At 61.3% G+C, this 21,169-nt stretch carries 22 protein-coding genes, 1 other RNA gene and 1 pseudogene; 11 read left to right on the plus strand and 13 right to left on the minus strand.

Annotated features, from left to right (window positions below):
• Window position 1: 1 nt before the first annotated feature.
• The 4 genes and pseudogenes from NANH_RS0111060 to NANH_RS29805 all read right to left on the minus strand — a co-directional run.
• Window positions 2–1,087 (minus strand): microcin C ABC transporter permease YejB, encoded by a 1,086-nt coding sequence (locus NANH_RS0111060; protein WP_027262103.1) that lies wholly within the window; start codon window positions 1,085–1,087, stop codon window positions 2–4.
• A 9-nt stretch (window positions 1,088–1,096) separates the two neighbouring features.
• Window positions 1,097–3,001, minus strand: coding sequence for an extracellular solute-binding protein (locus NANH_RS0111065; RefSeq protein WP_051372625.1), 1,905 nt, complete (start codon window positions 2,999–3,001; stop codon window positions 1,097–1,099).
• Window positions 3,002–3,233: 232 nt separating this feature from the next.
• A complete protein-coding gene (locus tag NANH_RS29800) occupies window positions 3,234–3,782 on the minus strand; it encodes a c-type cytochrome (RefSeq protein WP_407694963.1) in 549 nt (182 codons plus the stop codon).
• Window positions 3,783–3,791: 9 nt separating this feature from the next.
• Window positions 3,792–4,289: pseudogene (locus NANH_RS29805) on the minus strand (c-type cytochrome); the annotation flags it as partial.
• 121 nt (window positions 4,290–4,410) lie between these two features.
• Here NANH_RS29805 and NANH_RS0111075 point away from each other — a divergent pair.
• Window positions 4,411–5,244 carry a prephenate dehydratase gene (locus NANH_RS0111075; protein WP_027262106.1) on the plus strand — a complete coding sequence of 278 codons (834 nt, stop codon included), beginning with the start codon at window positions 4,411–4,413 and terminating at the stop codon, window positions 5,242–5,244.
• A gap of 21 nt (window positions 5,245–5,265) precedes the next feature.
• Here the strand turns inward: NANH_RS0111075 and NANH_RS0111080 are convergent, their stop codons facing one another.
• Window positions 5,266–5,733 carry an SRPBCC family protein gene (locus tag NANH_RS0111080; protein ID WP_027262107.1) on the minus strand — a complete coding sequence of 156 codons (468 nt, stop codon included), beginning with the start codon at window positions 5,731–5,733 and terminating at the stop codon, window positions 5,266–5,268.
• 38 nt (window positions 5,734–5,771) lie between these two features.
• Complete coding sequence (gene nudC / locus NANH_RS0111085) at window positions 5,772–6,755, minus strand: NAD(+) diphosphatase (RefSeq protein ID WP_027262108.1); 984 nt, start codon at window positions 6,753–6,755, stop codon at window positions 5,772–5,774.
• A gap of 262 nt (window positions 6,756–7,017) precedes the next feature.
• Between nudC and NANH_RS0111090 the strand changes: the two genes are divergently transcribed.
• The gene (locus NANH_RS0111090; RefSeq protein ID WP_027262109.1) at window positions 7,018–8,913 is read left to right on the plus strand and encodes a bifunctional 2',3'-cyclic-nucleotide 2'-phosphodiesterase/3'-nucleotidase; all 1,896 of its coding nucleotides are present in this window, start codon (window positions 7,018–7,020) and stop codon (window positions 8,911–8,913) included.
• A gap of 50 nt (window positions 8,914–8,963) precedes the next feature.
• Window positions 8,964–9,062: signal recognition particle sRNA small type (ffs, locus tag NANH_RS27915), an RNA gene on the plus strand.
• Between the two features lie 117 nt (window positions 9,063–9,179).
• Here the strand turns inward: ffs and ypfJ are convergent.
• The gene (gene ypfJ, locus NANH_RS0111095; protein ID WP_027262110.1) at window positions 9,180–10,019 is read right to left on the minus strand and encodes a KPN_02809 family neutral zinc metallopeptidase; all 840 of its coding nucleotides are present in this window, start codon (window positions 10,017–10,019) and stop codon (window positions 9,180–9,182) included.
• A 76-nt stretch (window positions 10,020–10,095) separates the two neighbouring features.
• On the opposite strand from ypfJ, the gene NANH_RS0111100 reads away from it, so the two are divergent.
• The 4 genes from NANH_RS0111100 to recR all read left to right on the plus strand — a co-directional run bounded on the left by NANH_RS0111100 (window position 10,096) and on the right by recR (window position 13,598).
• On the plus strand, window positions 10,096–10,458 hold the full coding sequence (locus NANH_RS0111100) for a YidH family protein (protein WP_027262111.1): 363 nt from the start codon (window positions 10,096–10,098) through the stop codon (window positions 10,456–10,458).
• Window positions 10,459–10,590: 132 nt separating this feature from the next.
• On the plus strand, window positions 10,591–12,357 hold the full coding sequence (locus NANH_RS0111105; RefSeq protein ID WP_027262112.1) for a DNA polymerase III subunit gamma/tau: 1,767 nt from the start codon (window positions 10,591–10,593) through the stop codon (window positions 12,355–12,357).
• A 183-nt stretch (window positions 12,358–12,540) separates the two neighbouring features.
• Window positions 12,541–12,885, plus strand: a complete 345-nt coding sequence (locus tag NANH_RS0111110) for a YbaB/EbfC family nucleoid-associated protein (RefSeq protein ID WP_027262113.1) — start codon at window positions 12,541–12,543, stop codon at window positions 12,883–12,885.
• 119 nt (window positions 12,886–13,004) lie between these two features.
• Window positions 13,005–13,598: a recombination mediator RecR gene (gene recR / locus NANH_RS0111115; RefSeq protein WP_027262114.1), complete on the plus strand. Its 594-nt coding sequence runs from the start codon at window positions 13,005–13,007 to the stop codon at window positions 13,596–13,598.
• A gap of 82 nt (window positions 13,599–13,680) precedes the next feature.
• Here recR and NANH_RS0111120 read toward each other — a convergent pair whose 3' ends face one another.
• Window positions 13,681–14,475, minus strand: coding sequence for a DUF1013 domain-containing protein (locus tag NANH_RS0111120; protein ID WP_027262115.1), 795 nt, complete (start codon window positions 14,473–14,475; stop codon window positions 13,681–13,683).
• Between the two features lie 144 nt (window positions 14,476–14,619).
• Here NANH_RS0111120 and NANH_RS0111125 point away from each other — a divergent pair, with 144 nt between their 5' ends.
• Window positions 14,620–15,258 carry a ribonuclease T2 family protein gene (locus NANH_RS0111125; RefSeq protein ID WP_027262116.1) on the plus strand — a complete coding sequence of 213 codons (639 nt, stop codon included), beginning with the start codon at window positions 14,620–14,622 and terminating at the stop codon, window positions 15,256–15,258.
• 3 nt (window positions 15,259–15,261) lie between these two features.
• Here NANH_RS0111125 and NANH_RS0111130 read toward each other — a convergent pair whose 3' ends face one another.
• Together NANH_RS0111130 and NANH_RS29290 are read right to left on the minus strand one after the other, a co-directional pair.
• The gene (locus tag NANH_RS0111130) at window positions 15,262–15,759 is read right to left on the minus strand and encodes a hypothetical protein (RefSeq protein ID WP_027262117.1); all 498 of its coding nucleotides are present in this window, start codon (window positions 15,757–15,759) and stop codon (window positions 15,262–15,264) included.
• Between the two features lie 159 nt (window positions 15,760–15,918).
• Window positions 15,919–16,593 carry a VPLPA-CTERM sorting domain-containing protein gene (locus NANH_RS29290; protein WP_036049738.1) on the minus strand — a complete coding sequence of 225 codons (675 nt, stop codon included), beginning with the start codon at window positions 16,591–16,593 and terminating at the stop codon, window positions 15,919–15,921.
• Window positions 16,594–16,985: 392 nt separating this feature from the next.
• Between NANH_RS29290 and NANH_RS0111140 the strand changes: the two genes are divergently transcribed.
• Window positions 16,986–17,459, plus strand: coding sequence for a hypothetical protein (locus NANH_RS0111140; RefSeq protein ID WP_027262119.1), 474 nt, complete (start codon window positions 16,986–16,988; stop codon window positions 17,457–17,459).
• A gap of 11 nt (window positions 17,460–17,470) precedes the next feature.
• The gene (locus NANH_RS0111145) at window positions 17,471–17,809 is read left to right on the plus strand and encodes a hypothetical protein (protein ID WP_027262120.1); all 339 of its coding nucleotides are present in this window, start codon (window positions 17,471–17,473) and stop codon (window positions 17,807–17,809) included.
• Here the strand turns inward: NANH_RS0111145 and NANH_RS0111150 are convergent.
• Both NANH_RS0111150 and NANH_RS0111155 read right to left on the minus strand, forming a co-directional pair.
• Window positions 17,806–18,792, minus strand: a complete 987-nt coding sequence (locus NANH_RS0111150) for an NAD(P)H-quinone oxidoreductase (protein WP_027262121.1) — start codon at window positions 18,790–18,792, stop codon at window positions 17,806–17,808. The genes NANH_RS0111145 and NANH_RS0111150 overlap by 4 nt on opposite strands.
• 41 nt (window positions 18,793–18,833) lie before the next feature.
• Window positions 18,834–19,529 (minus strand): COQ9 family protein, encoded by a 696-nt coding sequence (locus NANH_RS0111155; protein WP_027262122.1) that lies wholly within the window; start codon window positions 19,527–19,529, stop codon window positions 18,834–18,836.
• A gap of 109 nt (window positions 19,530–19,638) precedes the next feature.
• On the opposite strand from NANH_RS0111155, the gene rpsU reads away from it, so the two are divergent.
• The gene (gene rpsU, locus NANH_RS0111160) at window positions 19,639–19,845 is read left to right on the plus strand and encodes a 30S ribosomal protein S21 (RefSeq protein WP_007118112.1); all 207 of its coding nucleotides are present in this window, start codon (window positions 19,639–19,641) and stop codon (window positions 19,843–19,845) included.
• A gap of 168 nt (window positions 19,846–20,013) precedes the next feature.
• Here the strand turns inward: rpsU and NANH_RS0111165 are convergent, their stop codons facing one another.
• A complete protein-coding gene (locus NANH_RS0111165; protein WP_456113464.1) occupies window positions 20,014–21,012 on the minus strand; it encodes an IS110 family RNA-guided transposase in 999 nt (332 codons plus the stop codon).
• Window positions 21,013–21,169 lie beyond the last annotated feature (157 nt).

Here is a 21,169-nt window from a genome sequence, read left to right on the forward strand (position 1 = left end):
ATCAGCCTTCCCGCTTTTCAAAGTCGATGCGCGGATCGACCAGAACATACATGATGTCACTCAGGATACCGACAACCAGGCTCATCAGGCCAAAAATGAACAGGGTGCCAAAAATCACCGGATAATCCCGCGCCACCGCCGCCTCAAACCCCAGCCGTCCAAGACCGTCCAGAGAAAAGATGGTTTCGATGATTAGGCTGCCGGAAAAGAACACCCCGATGAACACCGCCGGAAACCCCGCGATCACGATGAGCATGGCGTTGCGGAATACATGACCATACAACACCTGCCGCTCGCTCAGCCCCTTGGCGCGGGCGGTCATGACATAGTGTTTCTTGATCTCGTCCAGAAAACTGTTTTTGGTCAACAGGGTCAGCGTCGCAAAGGCCGAAATGGTCAGCGCGATGACCGGCAGGGCAATATGCCAGAAATAGTCGCCGATCTTGCCCAGCAGGCTGAGGTCGGACCAGTTGTCGCTGGTCAGCCCCCGCAGCGGAAACACCTGCCAATAGGACCCGCCGGCGAATAACACCAGCAACAGGATGGCAAACAGGAAACCGGGGATCGCATAGGCCACGATGATCGTGCCGCTGGTCCAGGTGTCAAACGTGCTGCCATCCTTGACCGCCTTGCGAATGCCCAGCGGGATCGACACCAGATAGGCGATCAGCGTCGACCACAAGCCCAGAGAAATCGACACCGGCATCTTTTCCAACACCAGATCGATCACACTGATCGAGCGGAAATAGCTTTGCCCGAAGTCCAGCCGCATATAGTTCCACAGCATGTCCACGAACCGTTGCAGGGGCGGCTTGTCAAAGCCGAATTCCTTTTCCAGCTCGGCAATGAACTCGGGCGGCAACCCGCGCGCGCCGACATAGCGGTCGTTGGCCCCGGCGGCCTGGGTCTGCACGTCAGCCCCACCGCCGGAAAACGCCTCGAACACATCGCCACCGCCCTCCATCTGGGCGATGATCTGTTCCACCGGGCCGCCGGGTACAAACTGCACCAGGGTGAAGTTGATAACCATGATGCCCAGCAGCGTCGGGATCACCAACAGCAGGCGTCGTGCGATATAGGCTCCCATATCTGGCGATTACCTTAGCGCGCCGGACGATTTCAGCGCGGCGGCCTTATCGGCGTTGATCCACCACAGATCCTCGACCCCCAACGCATAGGGCGGCAGGTTCTGCGGATATTCATATTTGTCCCAATAGGCGACCCAGTACTTGCCAAGGAACCAAGTCGGCACCATGAACCGTTTGGCGCGCAGCACCCGGTCCAGCGCCCGTACATTGGCGGTCAACTCGTCGCTTTCCCTTGCCTCGACGATATTGTCGATCAAGGCTTCTATGTCGGGGCCGTGGATGCCGGACGGGTTGAACACCGAGAACGCCGCCGCCTCGGTTCCATATTGCTGATACAGCCCGGTCGACGGTTGCAGCGAGGTACGATAGCCTCCCGAAATCATGTCGAAATCCCGCTCGCGCCGGCGCAGGGTGAATTGGGCGTTGTCGATGCGGTTATAGCTGGCGTCGATCCCCATGGTTTTCAGGTTGTCGACAAAAGGCATGGCGATGCGGTCCAGCACGGGATCATCCGACAGGAACTCGATCCTCAGCGTCCGCCCCTGCGCATTGCGGCGCACCCCGTCGTCTCCAACGGTCCAACCGGCCTGGTCCAGCAGCCCCATGGCCTTTCGCAGGTTGCCACGGTCGGTTTGCCGGTCGGGCTTGCTGGAATGGGCACTGACCGGCTCGGCGGTCAGTACCGCCGGGTCCAGATCCTCGCCCAGCGATAGCAGAATTTCCAACTCACGCCCCTCGGGCAGACCTGTGGCCTCCAGATGCGTACCCTCCCAAAACGAATCGCGCTGCTGGAACAGCCCATATTGCAGGCTTTCGTTGGTCCATTCGAAATTGAACGCCAACTGCACGGCCTCGCGCACGCGCGGGTCGGCAAATTGTGGGCGGTTGATATTCATCACGAACCCGGTGGCACTGGGCACATTTCCGTCCAGCAGCTCTTCCTTCACCACATGGCCTGCCGTCAGCGCCGGAAAATCATAGGACGTCGCCCAGTTCTTGCTGTTGTTTTCCTGCCGCAGCGTGATTTCTCCAGCCTTAAACGCCTCCATCGCGGCAATGGAATCGCTGAAATACTCGATCCGGATGGTGTCGTAATTGTTGCGCCCCACATTCACGTTGATGGCGTCGCCCCAATAGTCGGGATTGCGTTTGTAGACGACGCGGCGGTTGATGTCATAGCTGTCCAGCACATAGGGTGCCGACCCGATGCCCGGCTCCATCCGGGGTTTGTCCAGCCGCCGGTTTTCCGGATCCGCATCGAACCAGGCCTTGGAAAAGATCGGCGTCCCGCCAACCTGACTGATCATCGCGCGGCGCGGATAGTCTTCGGCGAAATAGAACTTGACCCGGTGAGGATCAAGAACCTCGGCCTTGGGAATACGTTTGCGCACCGCCTCGGCATAGGATTGCAGCCCCTGATCCAGCAGGATGTTGTGGGAAAACACCACGTCTTCGGCCGTGACCGGCGTGCCATCTGAAAACCGGGCCTCGGGGCGCAGATTGAAGATCACCCATGCCTGGCTTTCCGGGTATTCCAGGCTTTCTGCCACCAACCCGTAATAGGACGCCGGTTCGTCATAGGATGGAAACAGCAGCGTTTCATACTGATCCGCCGCCCGGTCCGCCGCGCGGCCTTGGCGTGTGAACGGGTTGAAACTGTCGAACGTCCCCTGCGCCGCATAGCTGTATTCCCCCCCCTTGGGGGCGTCGGGGTTCACGTAATCGAAATGCGCGAACCCTTCCGGGTATTTCAACTCGCCAAACTCTGAAAATCCGTGGCTCTTGATGATCTTTTCTTCTGCCCGGATCACGGTCGCAAAGCCCAACAGCATGATCAGAGCCAGGGTCAGCGCCCCCCAGCGGATCACGACAGCATCGGCACGGGCCGCACGCGCGGCGGGTCGGTGGATCATCAGCTCTTCCTCCATCTGGCAGGGCGTTGAGACGCCTCGTTGTTATCGATGTAAGCTAAAGGTGCGCGGGGCCAACATTCAAGTTGAGAATATGTAAGGTTTCCTCAATTTCCCTGCAAACGGATCTGGAATTTTTCTCGCTAGAGAAATCCCCGGTGGTGGGGGCGCGGCCCCAAGAAAAAGGGCCGCTGCATCTGGCAGCGGCCCTGGAACACCTCATCCGACCGGCAGATCAGTTGGCGATGCTCTGAAGATAGGCGATGACGTTGGTGCGATCATCTTCCTTGCGCAGACCGGCAAAGCTCATCGAAGTGCCCGGAGCGAAATCGCGCGGTTTGGTCAGGAACTCCGCCAGACGGTCCGGAGTCCACTCGCCGCCCACCTCTTTCATCGCATCGGTATATTTGAACCCTTCGGCTGCGGCCACGGGCCGGCCCACCACACCATACAGGTAGGGGCCAACGACGTTTTTGCCTTCTTCCAGCTTGTGGCAGGCCGCACATTTCTTGAACACCTTGGCCCCGGCTTCGATGTCGCCCGCAACGGCCACCGTTTCGATAGCCTCTGCGGCAGCAGGTGCGGCCTCTTCGGCGGGGGCCTCAGCCGCGGCTTCGGCATCGACATTTGCAACCTCGGCAGCGGCACCCGCCTCTTCTGCACTGGCTGTGTCGCTTGAATCCTCTGCGGTTTCTGCGGCCTCTTCGCTTGCGACCTCCGCGGCGGCGGCTTCTTCCGGTGCAGCCCCATCGGCGGCTTCCACTTCGGCTGCGGCCTCTATCACATAGGGAGCGTCCGAATTCCCGTTCAGAAAGGCAATCAGGTTGACCCGGTCACTGTCCTTTTTCAAGCCAGCAAAGCTCATCGTGGTGCCCGATGCATAGGCACCGGGTTTGGTCAGGAACTCGTTCAGGCGTTCCGGGGTCCAGTCGCCGCCCAGACCCGCGATGGCGTCAGAGTACCCGAACCCGTCCGCAGCGCCGACCGCGCGACCGACAACACCGTACAGATATGGACCCGTGCTGTTGGCACCCTTTTCCAGCTTGTGGCAGGCAGAGCATTTCTTGAATACCTTTTCGCCCTTGTCCGCGTCGGCGCTGGCCATCATCTCGGCAAAGCTGACCTCGGCGACTTCTTCGGTCGATTCGTCAGATTCGGTTTCGATCACATAGGCCGCTTCGCCATGGCTATCCATGTAATACAGCTCTTGTGCCGCCCATTTGCCCAGAAGAAAAACCAGAAAGGCTCCCAGCACGCCGGCTGCCGCTTTGGTAAAGGTCATCGTATCCATGTCGGTTGCGTGTCCATTTGATCTGTTTGGGCCGCTGTCTAAGCCTTTCCCTTGCCTTGGGCAAGGTATAGACACCGCGACGAAACGCCCAGACGTAATCTGTTGCATGGAAAACCGCCCAATGACGAACAAAATTGCCTTTCAGGGCGAACCCGGCGCTTACAGCCATCAGGCCTGCCGCAATGCCCGCCCCGCAATGGAGGCGCTGCCCTGCCGCACTTTTGAGGATGCAATCGAAGCGGTGCGCACCGGGCAAGCCGACCTGGCAATGCTGCCGGTCGAGAATTCGACCTATGGCCGGGTCGCGGACATCCATTCGCTGTTGCCCAACTCCGGCTTGCACATCATCGAAGAGGCCTTTGTACGGGTGCATATCAACCTGCTGGGCGCGCCCGGCGCGCAGTTGTCGAATGTGACCCACGCCATGAGCCACACAGTGCTGTTGGGTCAGTGCAAGACCTTCCTGCAACAGCACGGCATTCATCGCATCGTCGGGGCCGACACCGCCGGATCGGCCCGGCACGTATCCGAAGCCGCCGATCCCGCACTGGCGGCCCTGGCCAGTCCGCTGGCCGGTGAAATCTATGGGCTGGATCTGCTGGCGAGCCATATCGAGGATCAATCCAACAACACCACCCGGTTTCTCATCATGTCCCCCCAGGCGGACACCAGCCGACGCGGCAAGCATGGCATGATCACCAGTTTTGTGTTTCAGGTCCGCAACATTCCGGCGGCGCTGTACAAGGCGATGGGGGGCTTTGCCACCAATGGGGTCAACATGACCAAGCTGGAGAGCTATATGGTCGACGGCTCGTTCACGGCCACCCAGTTCTATGCCGATATCGAAGGCCACCCGGATGATCCGAACGTCAAGCTGGCCATGGACGAACTGGAATATTTCACCACCATCGTCGAGATTTTGGGCGTTTATCCCGCCGATCCCGGTCGGCTCTGATACTCAAAGGCGGCGCGATGATCAGCTCGCGCGCGCCAGCCGCTCTTCCATGTTGCGGGCAAATTCGGCCAAGTTCAGCTTGAACCGTTTGGTCAGGCTGGACCTGGCCAGTTTCAGGGATTGCACCAGCAACCGCGCAGGCAGGGTTTTAGGCTTGAGGTCCAATACCACCGACATGCGGGTCCGGCCTGCGGACAGGGCCACCAGTTCCAGAACCAGCCTCCCCTCCACTCCTTGCGAACTGAACGCGAACTGCATCAGGTTCTGAGGCGTGTAGGTTTCCATCTCGATATGCAACTTGCGTGGCCTGCCTCGCAGCTCGAACCGCGCCTGCCATGCCATTCCGACCTGCGGATGGGGGTGATCGTACAGACGTTTGACATGGATGCCGCGCCGAATCGCCCAGCGTTCATAGCTCGCAAAATCCGCCAAAGCCGCAAAAACCTGTGCGGCCGGGGCCTCTATGTCTTCCTTACCCGAAAACTGCATCAGCGCGCCAATCCTACTACTTATGGTTGTATTTGACCCTAATCCAAACTGTCCGCAAGCCAGTTCTGCAACAGGAAATGCGCGATCGCCCCCCTGCGCGCGGGCTTTAACACCGGGTGTTCACCGGCAAACGCCGTCATCATCTCTTCTCGGCTGACCCAGATCGCGTCTTCAATTTCCACCGGATCAACCGTGATCTCGCGGTTCAGCGCCTGCCCGGCGCACCCGAACATCAGCGAAGCCGGAAACGGCCAAGGCTGGCTGGACAGATAGTCCACCTGTCCGACCCGAATGCCCGCCTCTTCAAAGACCTCACGGCGCACAGCCGCTTCCAGCGTTTCGCCCGGTTCGACAAATCCGGCCAGCAGCGAATACATCCCCTCAGGCCAGCCCGGAGAGCGCCCCATCAAGACCGAATTGCCATGGGTGATCAGCATGATCACCACCGGGTCCGTGCGCGGAAAATGATGGCTGCGGCACGCCGGGCAGGTGCGTTGCCACCCCGCCTGGGCCATCTCGCTTGCGGTGCCGCACCGGGCACAGAACCGATGTGAATCGTGCCATCCGATAAGCGCCTTGGCCGTGGCTGCCAATTCCGCATCGCGCGGGCTCAGCCGCGACATCAGGCGGCGCAGTTCGGCAAAGACATGGCCTTTCGGCAGATCCGGGTGCGCCTGTTCAGAGGGATCCAGAAACAAACCCAACGCTGCCAGATCGGTGTCATCGGGCTGCCAGCCCGAGATGTCGCAAGCGAACCGGGGAGCCCCGTCCTCATGCATCCCCAGAAACACCGGCTCGGCCAGTGACGCGCCCCGGTCCCGGTTCAGAACCGGGTGATTGGGCGCCAACAGGGCCAGGCGGTCGCGGTCCTCGCCCTGCATCAGCGGCTTGCCCTGCCACAACACCACGGCACCCGCGCGCGGATGCCGCAACGCCGCATTCAGCGCCTCGGCATCGCCGCGCAAATGCGCCACGCGGTTCAGCGCCGAACCGCCAAAAGTCACCTGTTCCGCCCGTTTCATATCATACACTTGCCCTGGCGATGCCCTGCCCGTCCTTCTGCTATCCCAAACAGGCCGTCAGGGCCACCATCGTGCGCCGATGTCAGAGCTGGTGTTGCGCCATGACGCCAATTCGCATCGCACCCGACACAAACTTGTAGAAAAAAATTGATTTTCACTGCCGGATTCCCATGCTTTCATACAACTTATGGGCGACTTGCCCGAAATCGCAGACAAAGGTGCAGGCATGGTCCTTCTATCGCCCCCAAGCGGGCGCGAAAATGTGACTGCGACACGCCGCGTTCCGGTAGGCGCAACGGCGCGGGTGCGTCTGTTGTCGACAACAGATCTGCATATGAATTTGACCAGCCACGACTATTTTTCGGACCGTCCCGATCCGACGGTGGGTTTGACCCGGACCGCAACCCTGATCCATCAGGCCCGTGCCGAGGCGGAACGGGACGGTGCGCTGGCGCTTCTGTTTGACAACGGCGACGGGTTGCAGGGCACACCGCTGTCCGATGTGGCCGCCGATCAGCCCGACCGCCCACATCCCCTGATGCGCGCTTTCGCCCATCTGCATTACGACGCGGTTGGGCTGGGCAATCACGATTTCAACTTTGGGCTGAAATCACTGGATACCGCACTGCAGCAGGCCCCCTGCCCGGTGCTCAGTTCAAACCTGCGGCGCCTGGCGCATGGTAAACCAGCCGGGTTCGAACCCTTTGCCATTCTCGACCGATTGCTGCGGTCGGGCGACGAGGACTGGCCGATCAGAATCGGGGTCCTGTCCTTTCTGCCACCACAAACCGTGAAATGGGACGCGCACCTGTTGCAGGGGCATCTTGAGGCCGACGCCATTGTCGACACCGCCCGGCGCCTGCTGCCCGAACTGCGCAATGCGGGCTGCGATCTGATCGTGGCGCTGGCCCATACCGGTCTCAGCGCCACGCCCGATCACCCGGATCTCGAGAACGCCGCCCTGCCTCTGACCGCGCTGGAGGGAATCGACGCGGTGATCTGCGGGCATACCCACCTGCGCCTGCCGGGGCCAGACCATTGCGGGTTGGATTTTGTCGATGCCGCGACCGGATCGGTGCATGGCAAGCCTGTGGTCATGGCCGGCACCTCGGGATCGGATCTTGGCATTATCGACCTGGACCTGCGGGCCGACGGCGCGCGATGCTGGAAGGTCAATGGCTTTTCCTGCGCCTTGCGCCCGATCGCGCGCCGGACCGAATCGGGACAGGCCGAAGCCACGGTCGAGGAAGACCCGGCACTGGTGCAGCTGCTGTCCGAGGACCACGCCCAGACCCGTAGCCTGATGGAGCAGCCGGTCGGACATACCGAACATCCGCTGCATAGCTACTTCACCTTCTTCGCACCGGATCGCGCATTGGCGCTGGTGGCCACCGCACAGGCGGCCGCCCTGCGTCCCCATCTGGCCGGAACCGGAGCCGAAGGGCTGCCTCTGCTGTCGGCCGCCGCCCCCTGCAAATTCGGGGCGCGCTCCGGCCCCCGTTTCTATACCGACGTTCCGGCAGGTCGGTTGTCGCTGCGCCATATCGCCGATCTGCATGTATTTCCCAATCAGCTCAGTTGTGTGGTGGTCAATGGCGCCCAGTTGCTGGACTGGCTGGAAATGTCAGCCGCCTTGTTTCAACAGATCGTACCGGGCGGTGACACCCAGATGCTGCTGGATCCCGCGCTGCCGGGGCATGATTTTGATGTTCTGTACGGGCTGCGCTATCAGATCGACCTGTCGACCGCGGCCCGGTTTCACCCTGATGGCAGCATCCGCACACCAGACAGTCACCGCATCCGCACCGCCACCCATGCGGGTCTTCCGATCCGCCCCGAAGACCGGTTTGCCGTGGCGCTGAACAGTTACCGCGCCGGCGGCGGCGGCCCGTTTGCCGCCCTGTCCGATGCCGAAGTTGTGCCCGTGCCGCCGATACCGCTGCGCGAAGCGATCCGAAATCATGTCGCCAACCAGATGAATGGCGACCCGCTGTGCGACGCCGCGGCCCCATGGCGTTTCGTGCCGATGCCCGGCACAACCGTTACGGCCCTGACCGGGCCGGCTGCCACAGCGCATCTGCACGAATTGCGTGACCGGGGCGTGCGCCAGGCTGGCACGACCCCGGACGGTTTCCTGCGTCTGTCCGTACCGCTCTGACCCCGACAACCCCGGTTGCAAATCCCGCTGCCACCTCCTATATCAATGATCGAGAGGTTGGCGCGGGCGAGCGCCTCGCCAACCTGGTCAGGTCCGGAAGGAAGCAGCCACAACGAGCCCCGCTTGGGTCGATGTCCAACCTCTCACTTCCGTCGAAAACCACTGGTGGTTTTCGACGATAAGCGACAGGCGTATTCGCCGGAATATGCCGAAAGCGCTACTCCCCCAAAAGCGTTGCCCCGGAAATCACCGGCCCAACCCGTCCTCTACAGCCGGTCCGTGCCGAACGTATCGCAAGACGACATCTGCCCGCTGTCAAACCCGCGCTGAAACCAGCCCGCGCGCTGTTCCGACGTGCCATGGGTAAAGGTGTGCGGTTGCGGCACTTGCCCGGCCTGCCGCTGCAACCGGTCATCTCCGATCATACGTGCGGCATTCAATGCTTCGGCCAGATCGCCCTGATCCATCAACCCATGCACCGCACGCGCCCAGACCCCCGACAGGCAATCGGCTTGCAACTCCAGACGCACGGTCAACGCATTCGCCTGGACCTGGCTGGCCTGACGACGCGCCTGATCGACCTGCCCCAGTATGCCCACTTCGTTCTGCACATGATGCGCCACCTCATGGGCGATTACATAGGCGGCGGCAAAATCGCCGTTTGCCCCCAATTGTCGCGACAGGGTGACGAAGAAATCGAGATCCAGATAGGCCTTTTGATCGGCGGGGCAATAGAACGGCCCGGTTGCACCGGACGCCCCGCCACAGGGGCTTTGTGTGACTCCTGAAAACAGCACCAGAACCGGTGGTTGATAGGTCGCGTTCAACTGCCGGCGAAAGACCCCGGACCAGACCTCCTCAGTCGTGGCCAGCACCCGCGTGGCAAATTCGGCGGCCTGTTCCTCCTCCGGGGTGGGCGTGTAGGGACGACCCTGGGCAGCAGGCTGTTGTTGCAACAGGGGCGTCACGTCGATCCCGGCGAAATAACCGATTGCCAGCACCACCAGCAAACCGACTCCGCCCAGCCCTCCGACCGCCGCCCGACCGCCGCGCATTCCGCGCCGGTCCTCGACATTCCCGCTGCGTTTGATCCCACGCAACCGCATGGTATTCTCCTGTCGTGGCGTTGGTCCATAGCCCGGACAGCTTGCCATCCGGAGCGGTTCGTTTCAATACTAAGGCATGGATGACAAGACAAAAATGGCCGAGAACAGGACCGACTGGGCCGAAGACCGGACGGTGCTGGCCAATGAACGCACCTTCGCCGGATGGATGCGGACCGGGATGGCCTCGGTGGCGCTGGCCGTGGGGCTAAAGGCAGTGTTCGGCCCGTTTCAGCCGACCTGGATCGCCAAGTCCATATCGCTGATCTTCATCCTGACCGCGATTCTCATTTTTCAGAGCGCGCGGCGGCGGGCCTGCAAAACCGTGGCGCGGCTGAACGATCATCGCGCCGAGCCGGTGCCGCAACACATGATTACGCTGCTCAGCTTCATTTTCAGCGTGGCGGCGGGCGCGACCGGCATCGTTCTCTGGCTGCTGTAAGGCGGGCCGCGCGTTGCCATCGGGGTTCGCACCGCCACAAACGATTCGCTCCGCCATGGAAATGCCCCGGTGGACGCGCCGCGCCGCGCGCCCTAGGCTGCGCCCTGATCCGATTCCCACAGGAACCCCTCCATGACCGAATCCGACACCCCCGCCTATCAGGTGCTGGCCCGTAAATACCGACCGGAAACCTTTGCCGATCTGGTCGGACAAGAGGCGATGGTGCGCACCCTGAAGAACGCCTTTGCGGCGGACCGGATCGCGCAGGCCTTCATCATGACCGGCATCCGGGGCACCGGCAAAACCACCACCGCCCGGATCATCGCCAAGGGAATGAACTGTATCGGTGCGGACGGCAACGGCGGCCCCACCGTCGAACCCTGCGGGCAATGTGAACATTGCGTCGCGATCATGGAGGGGCGGCACGTGGACGTGCTGGAGATGGACGCCGCCAGCCGCACCGGCGTGAACGATATCCGCGAAATCATCGATTCGGTGCGCTATCGCGCCGCCAGCGCACGCTACAAGATCTATATCATCGACGAAGTCCATATGCTGAGCACCAGCGCCTTTAACGCGTTGCTGAAAACACTCGAAGAACCGCCGGCGCATGTGAAATTCATCTTTGCCACCACCGAGATCCGCAAGGTGCCGGTGACGGTGCTGTCGCGCTGTCAGCGCTTTGATCTGCGCCGCATCGAACCCGAGGACATGATTGCCCTGCTCAAACGCATCGCCAAGGCCGAGAACGCACAGATCGCCGAGGACGCGCTGGCGCTGATCACCCGCACCGCCGAAGGCTCGGCGCGGGATGCGACTTCGCTGCTGGATCAGGCGATCAGCCACGGCGCGGGGGAAACCAGCGCCGAACAGGTCCGCGCCATGCTGGGACTGGCCGACCGGGGGCGGGTTCTCGACCTGATGGACATGATCCTGCGCGGCGACGCCGCCGGGGCGCTGACCGAACTGGGCACGCAATATGCCGAGGGCGCGGATCCCCTCGCGGTGCTGCGTGACCTGGCCGAAATCACCCATTGGGTATCGGTGGTCAGTATCACGCCCGATGCGGCCAACGATCCGACGATCTCGCCCGATGAACGCACCCGAGGCAGCGCCATGGCCGAAAACCTGCCGATGCGGGTGCTGACCCGGATGTGGCAGATGCTGCTCAAGGCGCTGGAAGAGGTCGCCGCCGCGCCCAACGCGATGATGGCGGCGGAAATGGCGATCATTCGGCTGACCCATGTCGCCGACCTGCCCAGCCCCGAAGAGCTGATCCGCAAGCTGCAGGACCTGCCGCCACCCGCGCCCGGCGGCAATGGCAGCAATGACGGCAATGGAAGCCTTGCGCGTAGCGCAAGGTCGCCTGCGGCGGGCGGGGGGGCCTCGGCTGTCGCCTCGGCCCGGGTCGGTGGGCAGGGCAACGCTCAGGCGGCCCCCGCAGCCGCACCGGATAGCGCATTGGCGCGGTTTCCCACCTTCGAACATGTGGTCGAGCTGATCCGTGTCAACCGCGATGTAAAACTTCTGGTCGAAGTGGAAACCGGCCTGCGGCTGATCAGCTATCAGCCCGGACGCATCGAATTCGCCCCTACGGACACTGCACCGGCGGACCTGGCTCAGCGGCTGGGCGCACGGTTGCAGACCTGGACCGGCAATCGGTGGGGCATCAGCGTGGTGTCCGAAGGCGGTGCCGAGACCATCGCCGAACGGCGCGATGCCGAAGCCAACGCGCTAAAGGCAAAGGCTGAGGAACATCCGCTGGTACAGGCGGTCCTAGCCCGCTTCCCCAAAGCACGGATCACCCATATCCGCACGCTCCAAGAGATCGCCGCAGAGGCGGTCGCCGACGCCTTACCCGAGGTCGAAGACGAATGGGACCCGTTTGAAGACGGTTGATTTACCCGGCAAACCGACGGGGGCACAAAGCCAAAATCCAGAAGATTTTGGCGGAGTTCCGCGCCTCGGGAATAGAAAAGCACTGCGTGCACCCGCTCTAATCGCAAACAGTTCCGCACCCGCCCCCTTGTGAGCCATCCCCGGCGCGCGTATCTGTTCAGCAAGCAATTCAGGAGACACCACATGCTCAAAGGACTTGGCGGGCTTGGCGACATGGCCAAGATGATGAAAGCCGCGCAGGAAATGCAGACCAAAATGGCCCAGTTGCAAGAGGACATGCACAACCAGATGGTCACCGGTGAATCCGGCGCCGGTCTGGTCAAAGCGACCTGCAGTTGCAAGGGCGAGCTGAAGTCGCTGGATATCGATCCGTCCATCTTCAACAGCGATGACAAGGAAGTTGTCGAGGACCTGATCCTGGCGGCCATCAAGGACGCCCAGCAGAAAGCCAGCGACAAGGCGCAGGAAGAGATGGGCAAACTGACCGAAGGCATGGGCCTGCCCAAGGACATGAAATTACCTTTTTGAGGGAAGGGTCACTTCATGTCCGCCGCGGGACAGAGCGGAATTGCCTGGGCAATCCGGCTGAGGCCCGCACGCCCGGTATGTTCGCCTCGCCCCCTGCCCCGCAGAAAGCCCCGCGCCCCGTGTCCAGTACCTCCGACATCGAAAACCTGATCGAACTGATGGCCAAGCTGCCTGGGCTTGGGCCACGTTCGGCCCGGCGTGCGGTGCTGCACCTGATCCGCAAACGCGCCCTGCTGCTGACGCCGCTGGCCGACAGCCTGCAGATCGTCGCCGAAACGGCGCGCGAATGCCTGAACTGCGGCAATGTCGGCACCACCGAAATCTGCGACATCTGCCAGTCCGAAAAACGCGCCACCGGAGAACTTTGTGTGGTCGAGGACGTTGCCGACCTCTGGGCGATGGAGCGTGCTTCGGTGTTCAGGGGGCGCTATCATGTGCTGGGTGGCACCCTGTCGGCGCTGGATTCCATCGGGCCGGAGCAACTGCGTATCCCGCGCCTGCTCAATCGCGTTGCGTCCGAACAGATCACCGAAGTCATCCTGGCCCTGAATGCCACCATCGACGGGCAGACCACAGCGCATTACATCGCCGATCAGCTCAATGGCCGGGTGCGGCTGACCTCGCTGGCACAGGGCGTTCCGATCGGCGGCGAGCTGGACTATCTGGACGATGGCACCATCACCGCCGCCCTCAACGCCCGCAAGGAAATCTGAGCCGAAAGCGCGAAACGCCTGCCGCAGGTTCAGATGCGGCAGGCGTCGCAATCGATCAGGCGCGTTTCAGATCAGGCGTGTTTCAGACGCGTGGCTGGTCGTCGTCCTCGTCGTCCTCGTCGTCATCCTCGCTGCCGGCCGGCAGGTTAAAGAAGCTGTCCGCATCGGTGATGTCGCTTTGATCGTCCTGATCCTCGTCGTCGTCATCGACAACGCCCATCGACCCACCCAGCGTAAAGGTTTCCAGCCCCTCGATGGCAGTCGGAATCTTGGGCTCGGCGTCCATGCCCAGCGACTGTTCGGTGCTGACCAGCTTGCGGCGTTCGTCATCGCTCATGACTTCACCTTCGGCAGCCTTCTTGGCGGCGGCCTTCTGCACCACGGCGTCCAGCTCGGACTGTTTGCACAGGCCCAGAGCGACCGGATCGATTGGCTGGATGTTGGAAATGTTCCAATGGGTGCGCTCGCGAATTGCCTGAATCGTCGGCTTGGTGGTCCCCACCAGCTTGCTGATCTGCCCGTCGCTCAGTTCCGGGTGGAATTTGACCAGCCACAGGATCGCGGCCGGCCGGTCCTGACGCTTGGACAGCGGCGTATAGCGCGGCCCACGGCGTTTTTCCTCGCCCAACGCCGCGGTATTGACCTTGAGTTTGAGCCGAGACATCGGATTGGACTGTGCCTTTTCAATCTCGGCCTGGGTCAGCTGGTTGTTGGCGACCGGGTCGAACCCTTTGACGCCTGCGGCCACGTCGCCATCGGCGATGCCCTGGACTTCCAGTTCGTGCATATCGACAAAATCGGCGATCTGCTTGAAACTGATCGTGGTGTTATCGACCAGCCAGACAGCGGTCGCCTTGGGGTGCAGCAATTTTACCATGCGCTCATCTCCTTTTTCCAACCTGGCCGACAAACCTATCCTGGTGCCTGGGGAACCAGGCGGCCTTGGCTTGCAAGGCGGGCTTCCGTTGTCGGGGAACTTGGCGTCTATATAGTCACGAGCGGACAATAAGGAAAGAGGCGAATGTATCGACCGATTCTGGCCCTGCTGTGCTGTTTCTGGGTCCTGCCCGCCGGGGCCGATGACAAACGCACCGGCGAATTCGACTATTACGTGCTCAGCCTCAGCTGGTCGCCGAACTGGTGCGCGCTGACCGGCGATGCGCAAGGATCAGACCAATGCGACACCCGCCATGATCACGGCTGGATCCTGCACGGGCTGTGGCCGCAATATCATCAGGGCTTTCCGTCCTATTGCCGCACCACCGAACCTGCGCCCAGTCGCAGGATGACCGCCGAGATGGCCGATATCATGGGCACATCCGGGCTGGCCTGGCATCAGTGGAAGAAACACGGCACCTGTTCGGGTCTGTCGGCTGCGGCCTATTTCGCGCTTTCGCGGCGCGCCTATGCGCTGATACAGCGGCCACCGGTGTTTCGTCGGCTGGACAAGCGCGTGCGCCTGCCCGCCAGCGTGGTCGAAGACGCGTTCCTGAAAGCGAACCCGGCCCTTGAGCCGGACATGCTGACCATCACCTGCAAGGCCGGCCACATCCAAGAGGCCCGCCTGTGCCTGTCGCGTGACTTGTCGCCGGTGCCCTGCGGTCAGGACGTGGTGCGCGATTGCAATGCCAGAGACGCCCTGTTCGCGCCGGTGCGATAGGGCTCAGCCCTGCTGGTCCTGGCATTTGCGCGCATAATCCAACGCCTTTGCCGATCCCGCCAGATCGATCGCCATGACCTGAGCGCCCTTCTGGCTAAAGATCGTCATGCTCTTTTTCTGGGCGATGGCATGGATGAATTCGCGATCCTTGAAAAACACACCGACTCCGGGCACCCGGTCGAGTTCGAACCCGGTGGCCACCGCATCGAAATTTTCGCCATCCAGCTCGAACCGGATGTCATAGGTCTTGCCCTCTTCGATCTTGCCCCATGCCTTGTTGAAGGCGACAAAATAACCCCGGTTGTTGGTGGCGTCATAGCCGATGCGCACAACGGACAGATCCTGATACACCGTCTGGATCAGACACCCGTTGCCCATTGCCGGATCCACCATCACGTTCCATCCCGCAACAAACCCCTTGTCGATCAGGGCCTGGGCCTGGGCCGCCCCCGTTGAAAGCACCAGGACCGCCACCATCGTCAAAGCTTTCAGGGTCTTCATCGCGCCTCTCCTTTTGGGTTCGCTGCAATCGCTAGCATACCCGCCCGCCCATTCCCACCGGATAAGATCCCACCGGACACAGGCCAGGGCCCGCGCAAAAAACGGCCCCACACCGGGGGCCGCCCTTCAAACAGTTCAACAGCGATCCGTCGCGGTCGATCAGGCTTTCTTGCGACGGCGCAGCGCCGCGATGCCACCTAAACCGCTCAGCAGCAGCAAGCCTGCCGCCGGAACCGGAACCGGAGAGATCGTCACCAGATCCTGACCGTCTTCGGAATCCAGATAGGTATATTTGTACCCGCCGACGGATGCGCCCGCCAGGCCGTCCAGAAAATCGTTGGCCAGATCGCGAACTTCGGTGCTCTGGCTGACCAGCTTGAAATTACCGCCGTTCAGATCAAAGCCACTGTTGGTGTTGTCTGACAGATTATCGGAATCCTCGATGATTTCCCACAACGCAATCTGGAAACCAGCCGCCGAAGCCGCATCCTGAACGCTCGCGTATGCGCTGCTGAACAGCTTGTCGATATTTGCCAGAACCGGGTTGGAGAACATGTCGTTCTTGACTTCGTAGACCCCCGGAAGACCGTCGCTCAGCCGACCGGCCAGATCGACACAGAACGCCGCGAAATTGCCCAGCGTGTCACCGGTCAGTTGGAACTGACCGGCGTTAAAGCTGCCGTTCGCGCCCGGACCGCTGACGTTGACCGTGCTCTTCCAGTCTTGCGAACCAAAGTACCCGGGACCCTGGGTATCCACATATACGGTATCGGCACTCGCCGCGCCCGCGAAAACGGCTGCGGCCACAGCCACGCCAGTCATTGAAATTTTCATGATGATTTCCCTTCCACCACTTCCGATCGGGCATGCCCAACCACTCGTAAAGAACCCGCATACAACAGCGGGCCGCCGGTTCTTATAGATAAAATCCCGGTGTATTTCAATAGATTCTCAATGCGTTCAAAGGCTCTACACCCTGTTTGCCCGATAGAGTGTAGCCCCCGCCAACCGCGCTTCTTTTTATCCGCCCTGCCGGCTTGGCACAGGGCCAACGCGGTCTTCGCCGTCCCGGTCTCGATATTCGAGGCCTGTGCGTTGCCGCTTAACACCTGTGCCGGTTGTCGAAAATGGTGGAGCGGCAGCCGCAAATCTGCCCGATAAAATTGCTGAATTCTCCCAGTTGGTGTAAACTATTCTGATTAAAACAATCTATTGGAGATATCCTTATGCCTCTTGTGACATTGAATTCCCGATGGGCCTTCAGGCGCATCCTAGCGCTGATCCTGCTGCCCCTGGCGCTGGCGGCCTGCGATCCCCTGATTGGCGCCTATTCCGCCGAAGCCTACAAGAACGCGACCTCGCTCAAGGCACGGTCACTGGCAATGATCGATCGTTCCGGTCGCAGTTATTCCAGCCAACAGACCGATGTCACCGCCCTGATGACCGATATCGACGCGGCCTATGAGTTCTCCAAAGGGCTGCCCAAGAACGAGATCAGCGCACGCCAATGGCAGCTGATGCGCGACCCGGACGAAGGGTTGATGGGTGGTTTTGTGGCCGGCTGGAAACGCAACGGCACCGTCGGCGGCTTTTTCCGCAGCGAGAAAAAGACCCAGATCGCAAGGGCGTATGACTACATCATCTGCCTGGAAGTGAACAAACAAAAGGCGACGCCCTGCGCCGGCCTGGCATCGAACTGAGGAGTTGCGATATGAGCTTTGAAACCCAATGGGACGCCTTCCTTGACGAATTCCGCAACGGTCTGACCGTGCTGGCAAAAAACTCGCTACAGGATTGGAAAGACACCGCCAGGGCCGATGGAGAAGCCTATCTGGAAGCGATGAAAGATGATCTGCCGCGCTGGACCAAGGCCCTGAAAGAGGGTCTGCTGACCAAGGACGAATTCGAACAGTTGCTGCAGGGCCAGAAAACCCTGCTCAAGCTGCACATGCTGACTGCAGCCGGGCTGACCAAGACCCGGCTCGAACAGTTCCGCGTCGCCCTGATCAGCCTGGTGACCACCTCGGCCTATTCCGCCTTCGGAATCTAGGCCGCCACCTTCAGGACGATCTTGCCGATGTGGTTGCCCTGTTCCATCCGCGTATGGGCGGCGGCGGCATCGGCAAGGTCAAATTCGCTATCCATCACCGGAGCGAACCGGCCCGCCTCGATCAGAGGCCAGACCGCCTCGTGCAGATCCTGCGCGATCCGCGCCTTGGCCAGATCGCTCTGTGGGCGCAGGGTCGAACCGGTCAGCGTCAACCGCCTGGTCATCATCTGGGCAAAGTTCAGACTGATCTGCGGCCCTTGCAAAAAGGCGATTTGCACCAGCCGCCCGTCCATATCCAATGCCTGCACGTTGCGAGGCAGATAATCGCCGCCCACCATGTCCAGGATCAGGTTGGCGCCGCCTTCCTCGCGCAGAATGTCTACGAAATCCTCGGTCTTGTAGTTGATCGCCCGCTCGGCGCCCAACGACAGACACGCGGCGCATTTCTCATCCGACCCGGCCGTGGCAAAGACCCGTGCCCCAAAGGCATTGGCCAGCTGAATCGCCGTTGTCCCGATGCCGCTGGTGCCGCCATGCACCAGAAACCGCTCGCCCGCCCGCAACCCGCCGCGGGTGAACACATTGGAAAACACGGTGAAACAGGTTTCGGGCAAACAGGCCGCCTGCTTCATGTCCATTCCATCGGGCACTGGCAGACAATGCGCACCCGGGGTCGCCACGTATTCGGCATAGCCGCCCCCGGGCAACAGCGCACAAACCCGATCGCCGATCTCCAGCCCGGCAACACCGGTCCCAAGCGCGACAACCTCGCCCGAGGCCTCAAGTCCCGGCAGATCGCTTGCGCCGGGCGGCGGATCATAGGCCCCCGCACGTTGCAGGGCATCGGGGCGGTTTACCCCGGCCCAGGCCACCTTCAGAACCACCTGCCCATGCGCCGGGTCCGGCACCGGGCGCGGGACGAGCTTCAGCACCTCGGGTCCTCCGGGCATGCTGATTTCCACCGCGCGCATCTGCTCTGTCATCTTATCCTGCCTCTGTTGGGGAATTCTGTTCTGTGCGTCGCCTAGCGCTGCGGGCCGACCGTGCCGGGCAGATCCTCGCCGCCGGTTTTTTTCGGCGCCCGGATATGACCCAACAGCCAGTTCGGGCCCGCCAGAAGCGGTTTCAATACCGGGTTGTTGCGCACATTGGCCTTCAGTTTCTCGATCTGCATCACATCGTCGATCCGGCGATCCAGAAAGGCCCATGTCGCCGCGTTATCTGCGCTGGTATCGCCCAGCCAGTACAGAACCGTCGCCGAATAGACCCCCGACAATGTTGCCCGCTTGCTGTACCAGTTCACATCCTCCGATGTGTCCCCCAGCGATTCCCAGATCAGATCGCAGGTCGTCCATATCGCTTTTGCCCCGTCCGTCGCATATTGCGGCAACGCAAACAGCGTGGCACCACGGCGCACCAACTCCTTGTCCTCGACCGCATCAAGGCGAAACTGTACTGCGGCCGCGATCTTTTCGCGAAACTTCAGATAACCCAGGTCTTCCGAGCGCAGGCGGTCCAGCATCGCCCGATCGCCGCGTGCGTGATAGGCCAGCGCCAATTCCACCGCCCCGCGCGGCACAACCGACCGGACCAGCGCCGCATCCAGACCGATGTCCGCCGCCGCCGCTTTCAGCGTCGCATCCGACCAGCCGTCAAACGCAACATGCATCAACGCAGCATCCAGCAAACGGTCGCGGGTCTCGCTTTCGGGCAGGGTCATGGCACTCTCCTTTGTCTGCCCCGGATACTAGACAAGTTGATCGGGCTTTGCTATACGGCGCCTTCCTGCAAATCCTTGCAACTCAACTTAGAAAGGTGGTGAAAACCACATGCAGGTTAGTGTTCGCGACAACAATGTCGATCAGGCGCTTCGTGCCCTGAAGAAAAAGCTACAGCGCGAAGGCGTGTTCCGCGAAATGAAGCTCAAGCAACATTTCGAGAAACCGTCCGAGAAAAAAGCGCGCGAAAAGGCCGAAGCGATTCGGCGTGCCCGCAAGCTGGCTCGGAAAAAGGCCCAACGCGAAGGAATGATGTAAGTCACCCCTTGCGGCTTTTGACGACACATATGACGACCCCCGCAGCCCAGCTTCGGGGGTTTGTCTTTGTCCCGGCTCATATGTCTGACTTAAGCGCCAATGGGACAGTTTAAGTCGCTTTGATAAGAGAGGGTTTCTGGCTCATCGCACCTCTAGCAACTGTATTGTTCATTCTGGATGAGGCGTCCATTTTTGCCCTGATTTGACGAGGGCATTTGCGATGGTCACAAGCTTTCGGGCGACGGCGACAATGACGACCTTGTGTGGTTTACCTGCGGCACGCAGACGATCCGCGAAGGTTTTCAGGACCTGATTGTGGTGGCTGGCAACGAGGGCCGCCTGGAATATTACGTGCCTGAGCAGTCGTCGCCCTCCGCCGATAGCGCGCTTACCACGCATCGCTCNGCTGTCGTGTGCAATCGGTGCGAGGCCCGCGAGCGCGGCGGCCTGCTCGCCTGTGATCTGACCAAGTTCTGGCATCTCGGCGATCAACATCGAGCTGGCAACCGGGCCGACCCCGGGGACGGACCGCAGGATACCGGCAGTTGCGGCCAGTTCATCGTCTGCAGCGATGGTCTGTTCAATCCGCGCCTCCAGATCCGCGATTTGGCGGTCGAGAAGCGTGCGCCGCTGGTCGTCCATACTCGCGAACATCTCGGCAGATCCCAGTTTCCCATGCGCCTTTATCTGTGCCAGAAGGCGTTTTCTGCTCTCAACGAGCTGCCCGCGCTTTGACGTCAAGGCTCTGAGAACCCGCAGCTTTTCATGTGGCAGACTGCGCCCGGCACCGGGCCGGAACATCATGAACCGGGCGATGAGTTCCGCATCTATCCGATCCGTTTTGGCCCGTGTGCCCCGGCTTGCGGCGAAGGCCTTGATTTGCGCTGGCGGCAATTGTCGCGTCGCCACGCTGGCGGCCTCCAGCGCCGCCCATAAACGCCATTCCTGGCCTCCGGTTGCCTCGAAGCAGACCAGGCCGTTGACGTCCCGAGCCAACCGCACCAGCTGTTCGTGCCCCTCATCCGCGTTCGGCAATCTCAACCACTTGCCATCCGGCAGGCAATGAATGTCCAGCCAATCCCGCGAGACATCTATGCCGATGATCCGGTCGTGTGCTACCGTTTCCATGCTCTCTTCCTTCTGCTTCGTGGTCCTGATCGGCCACATTCAACTGTTCGAGACGATGAAGAGAGACGGTGCTGGCTCGCTAGCAAACGTGGTCAGGCCACAAGGCTCAGACGCCATACACCGTCCCACCACCGGCCTCGGCCAAGGTCGGTGGTGGGAGGAGATTAGCAAAGCGCAGATACAGAAGGGTCAGGAC

The sequence above is a fragment of the Sedimentitalea nanhaiensis DSM 24252 genome (assembly GCF_000473225.1).
In the GTDB taxonomy this organism is placed as follows: domain Bacteria; phylum Pseudomonadota; class Alphaproteobacteria; order Rhodobacterales; family Rhodobacteraceae; genus Sedimentitalea; species Sedimentitalea nanhaiensis.

Excerpts from the sequence above, each read along its gene's own strand:
- NANH_RS0111065 (WP_051372625.1), bottom strand. The coding sequence starts at position 3,001 with ATGATCCACCGACCCGCCGCGCGTGCGGCCCGTGCCGATGCTGTCGTG.
- ypfJ (WP_027262110.1), bottom strand. The coding sequence starts at position 10,019 with ATGCGGTTGCGTGGGATCAAACGCAGCGGGAATGTCGAGGACCGGCGC.
- NANH_RS0111110 (WP_027262113.1), top strand. The coding sequence starts at position 12,541 with ATGCTCAAAGGACTTGGCGGGCTTGGCGACATGGCCAAGATGATGAAA.
- NANH_RS0111130 (WP_027262117.1), bottom strand. The coding sequence starts at position 15,759 with ATGAAGACCCTGAAAGCTTTGACGATGGTGGCGGTCCTGGTGCTTTCA.
- NANH_RS0111150 (WP_027262121.1), bottom strand. The coding sequence starts at position 18,792 with ATGACAGAGCAGATGCGCGCGGTGGAAATCAGCATGCCCGGAGGACCC.
- rpsU (WP_007118112.1), top strand. The coding sequence starts at position 19,639 with ATGCAGGTTAGTGTTCGCGACAACAATGTCGATCAGGCGCTTCGTGCC.
- NANH_RS0111145 (WP_027262120.1), top strand. The coding sequence starts at position 17,471 with ATGAGCTTTGAAACCCAATGGGACGCCTTCCTTGACGAATTCCGCAAC.
- NANH_RS0111080 (WP_027262107.1), bottom strand. The coding sequence starts at position 5,733 with ATGCAGTTTTCGGGTAAGGAAGACATAGAGGCCCCGGCCGCACAGGTT.
- NANH_RS0111125 (WP_027262116.1), top strand. The coding sequence starts at position 14,620 with ATGTATCGACCGATTCTGGCCCTGCTGTGCTGTTTCTGGGTCCTGCCC.
- NANH_RS0111075 (WP_027262106.1), top strand. The coding sequence starts at position 4,411 with ATGACGAACAAAATTGCCTTTCAGGGCGAACCCGGCGCTTACAGCCAT.
- NANH_RS0111100 (WP_027262111.1), top strand. The coding sequence starts at position 10,096 with ATGGATGACAAGACAAAAATGGCCGAGAACAGGACCGACTGGGCCGAA.
- NANH_RS0111140 (WP_027262119.1), top strand. The coding sequence starts at position 16,986 with ATGCCTCTTGTGACATTGAATTCCCGATGGGCCTTCAGGCGCATCCTA.
- NANH_RS0111155 (WP_027262122.1), bottom strand. The coding sequence starts at position 19,529 with ATGACCCTGCCCGAAAGCGAGACCCGCGACCGTTTGCTGGATGCTGCG.
- NANH_RS0111120 (WP_027262115.1), bottom strand. The coding sequence starts at position 14,475 with ATGGTAAAATTGCTGCACCCCAAGGCGACCGCTGTCTGGCTGGTCGAT.
- NANH_RS0111105 (WP_027262112.1), top strand. The coding sequence starts at position 10,591 with ATGACCGAATCCGACACCCCCGCCTATCAGGTGCTGGCCCGTAAATAC.
- NANH_RS29290 (WP_036049738.1), bottom strand. The coding sequence starts at position 16,593 with ATGAAAATTTCAATGACTGGCGTGGCTGTGGCCGCAGCCGTTTTCGCG.
- NANH_RS0111060 (WP_027262103.1), bottom strand. The coding sequence starts at position 1,087 with ATGGGAGCCTATATCGCACGACGCCTGCTGTTGGTGATCCCGACGCTG.
- nudC (WP_027262108.1), bottom strand. The coding sequence starts at position 6,755 with ATGAAACGGGCGGAACAGGTGACTTTTGGCGGTTCGGCGCTGAACCGC.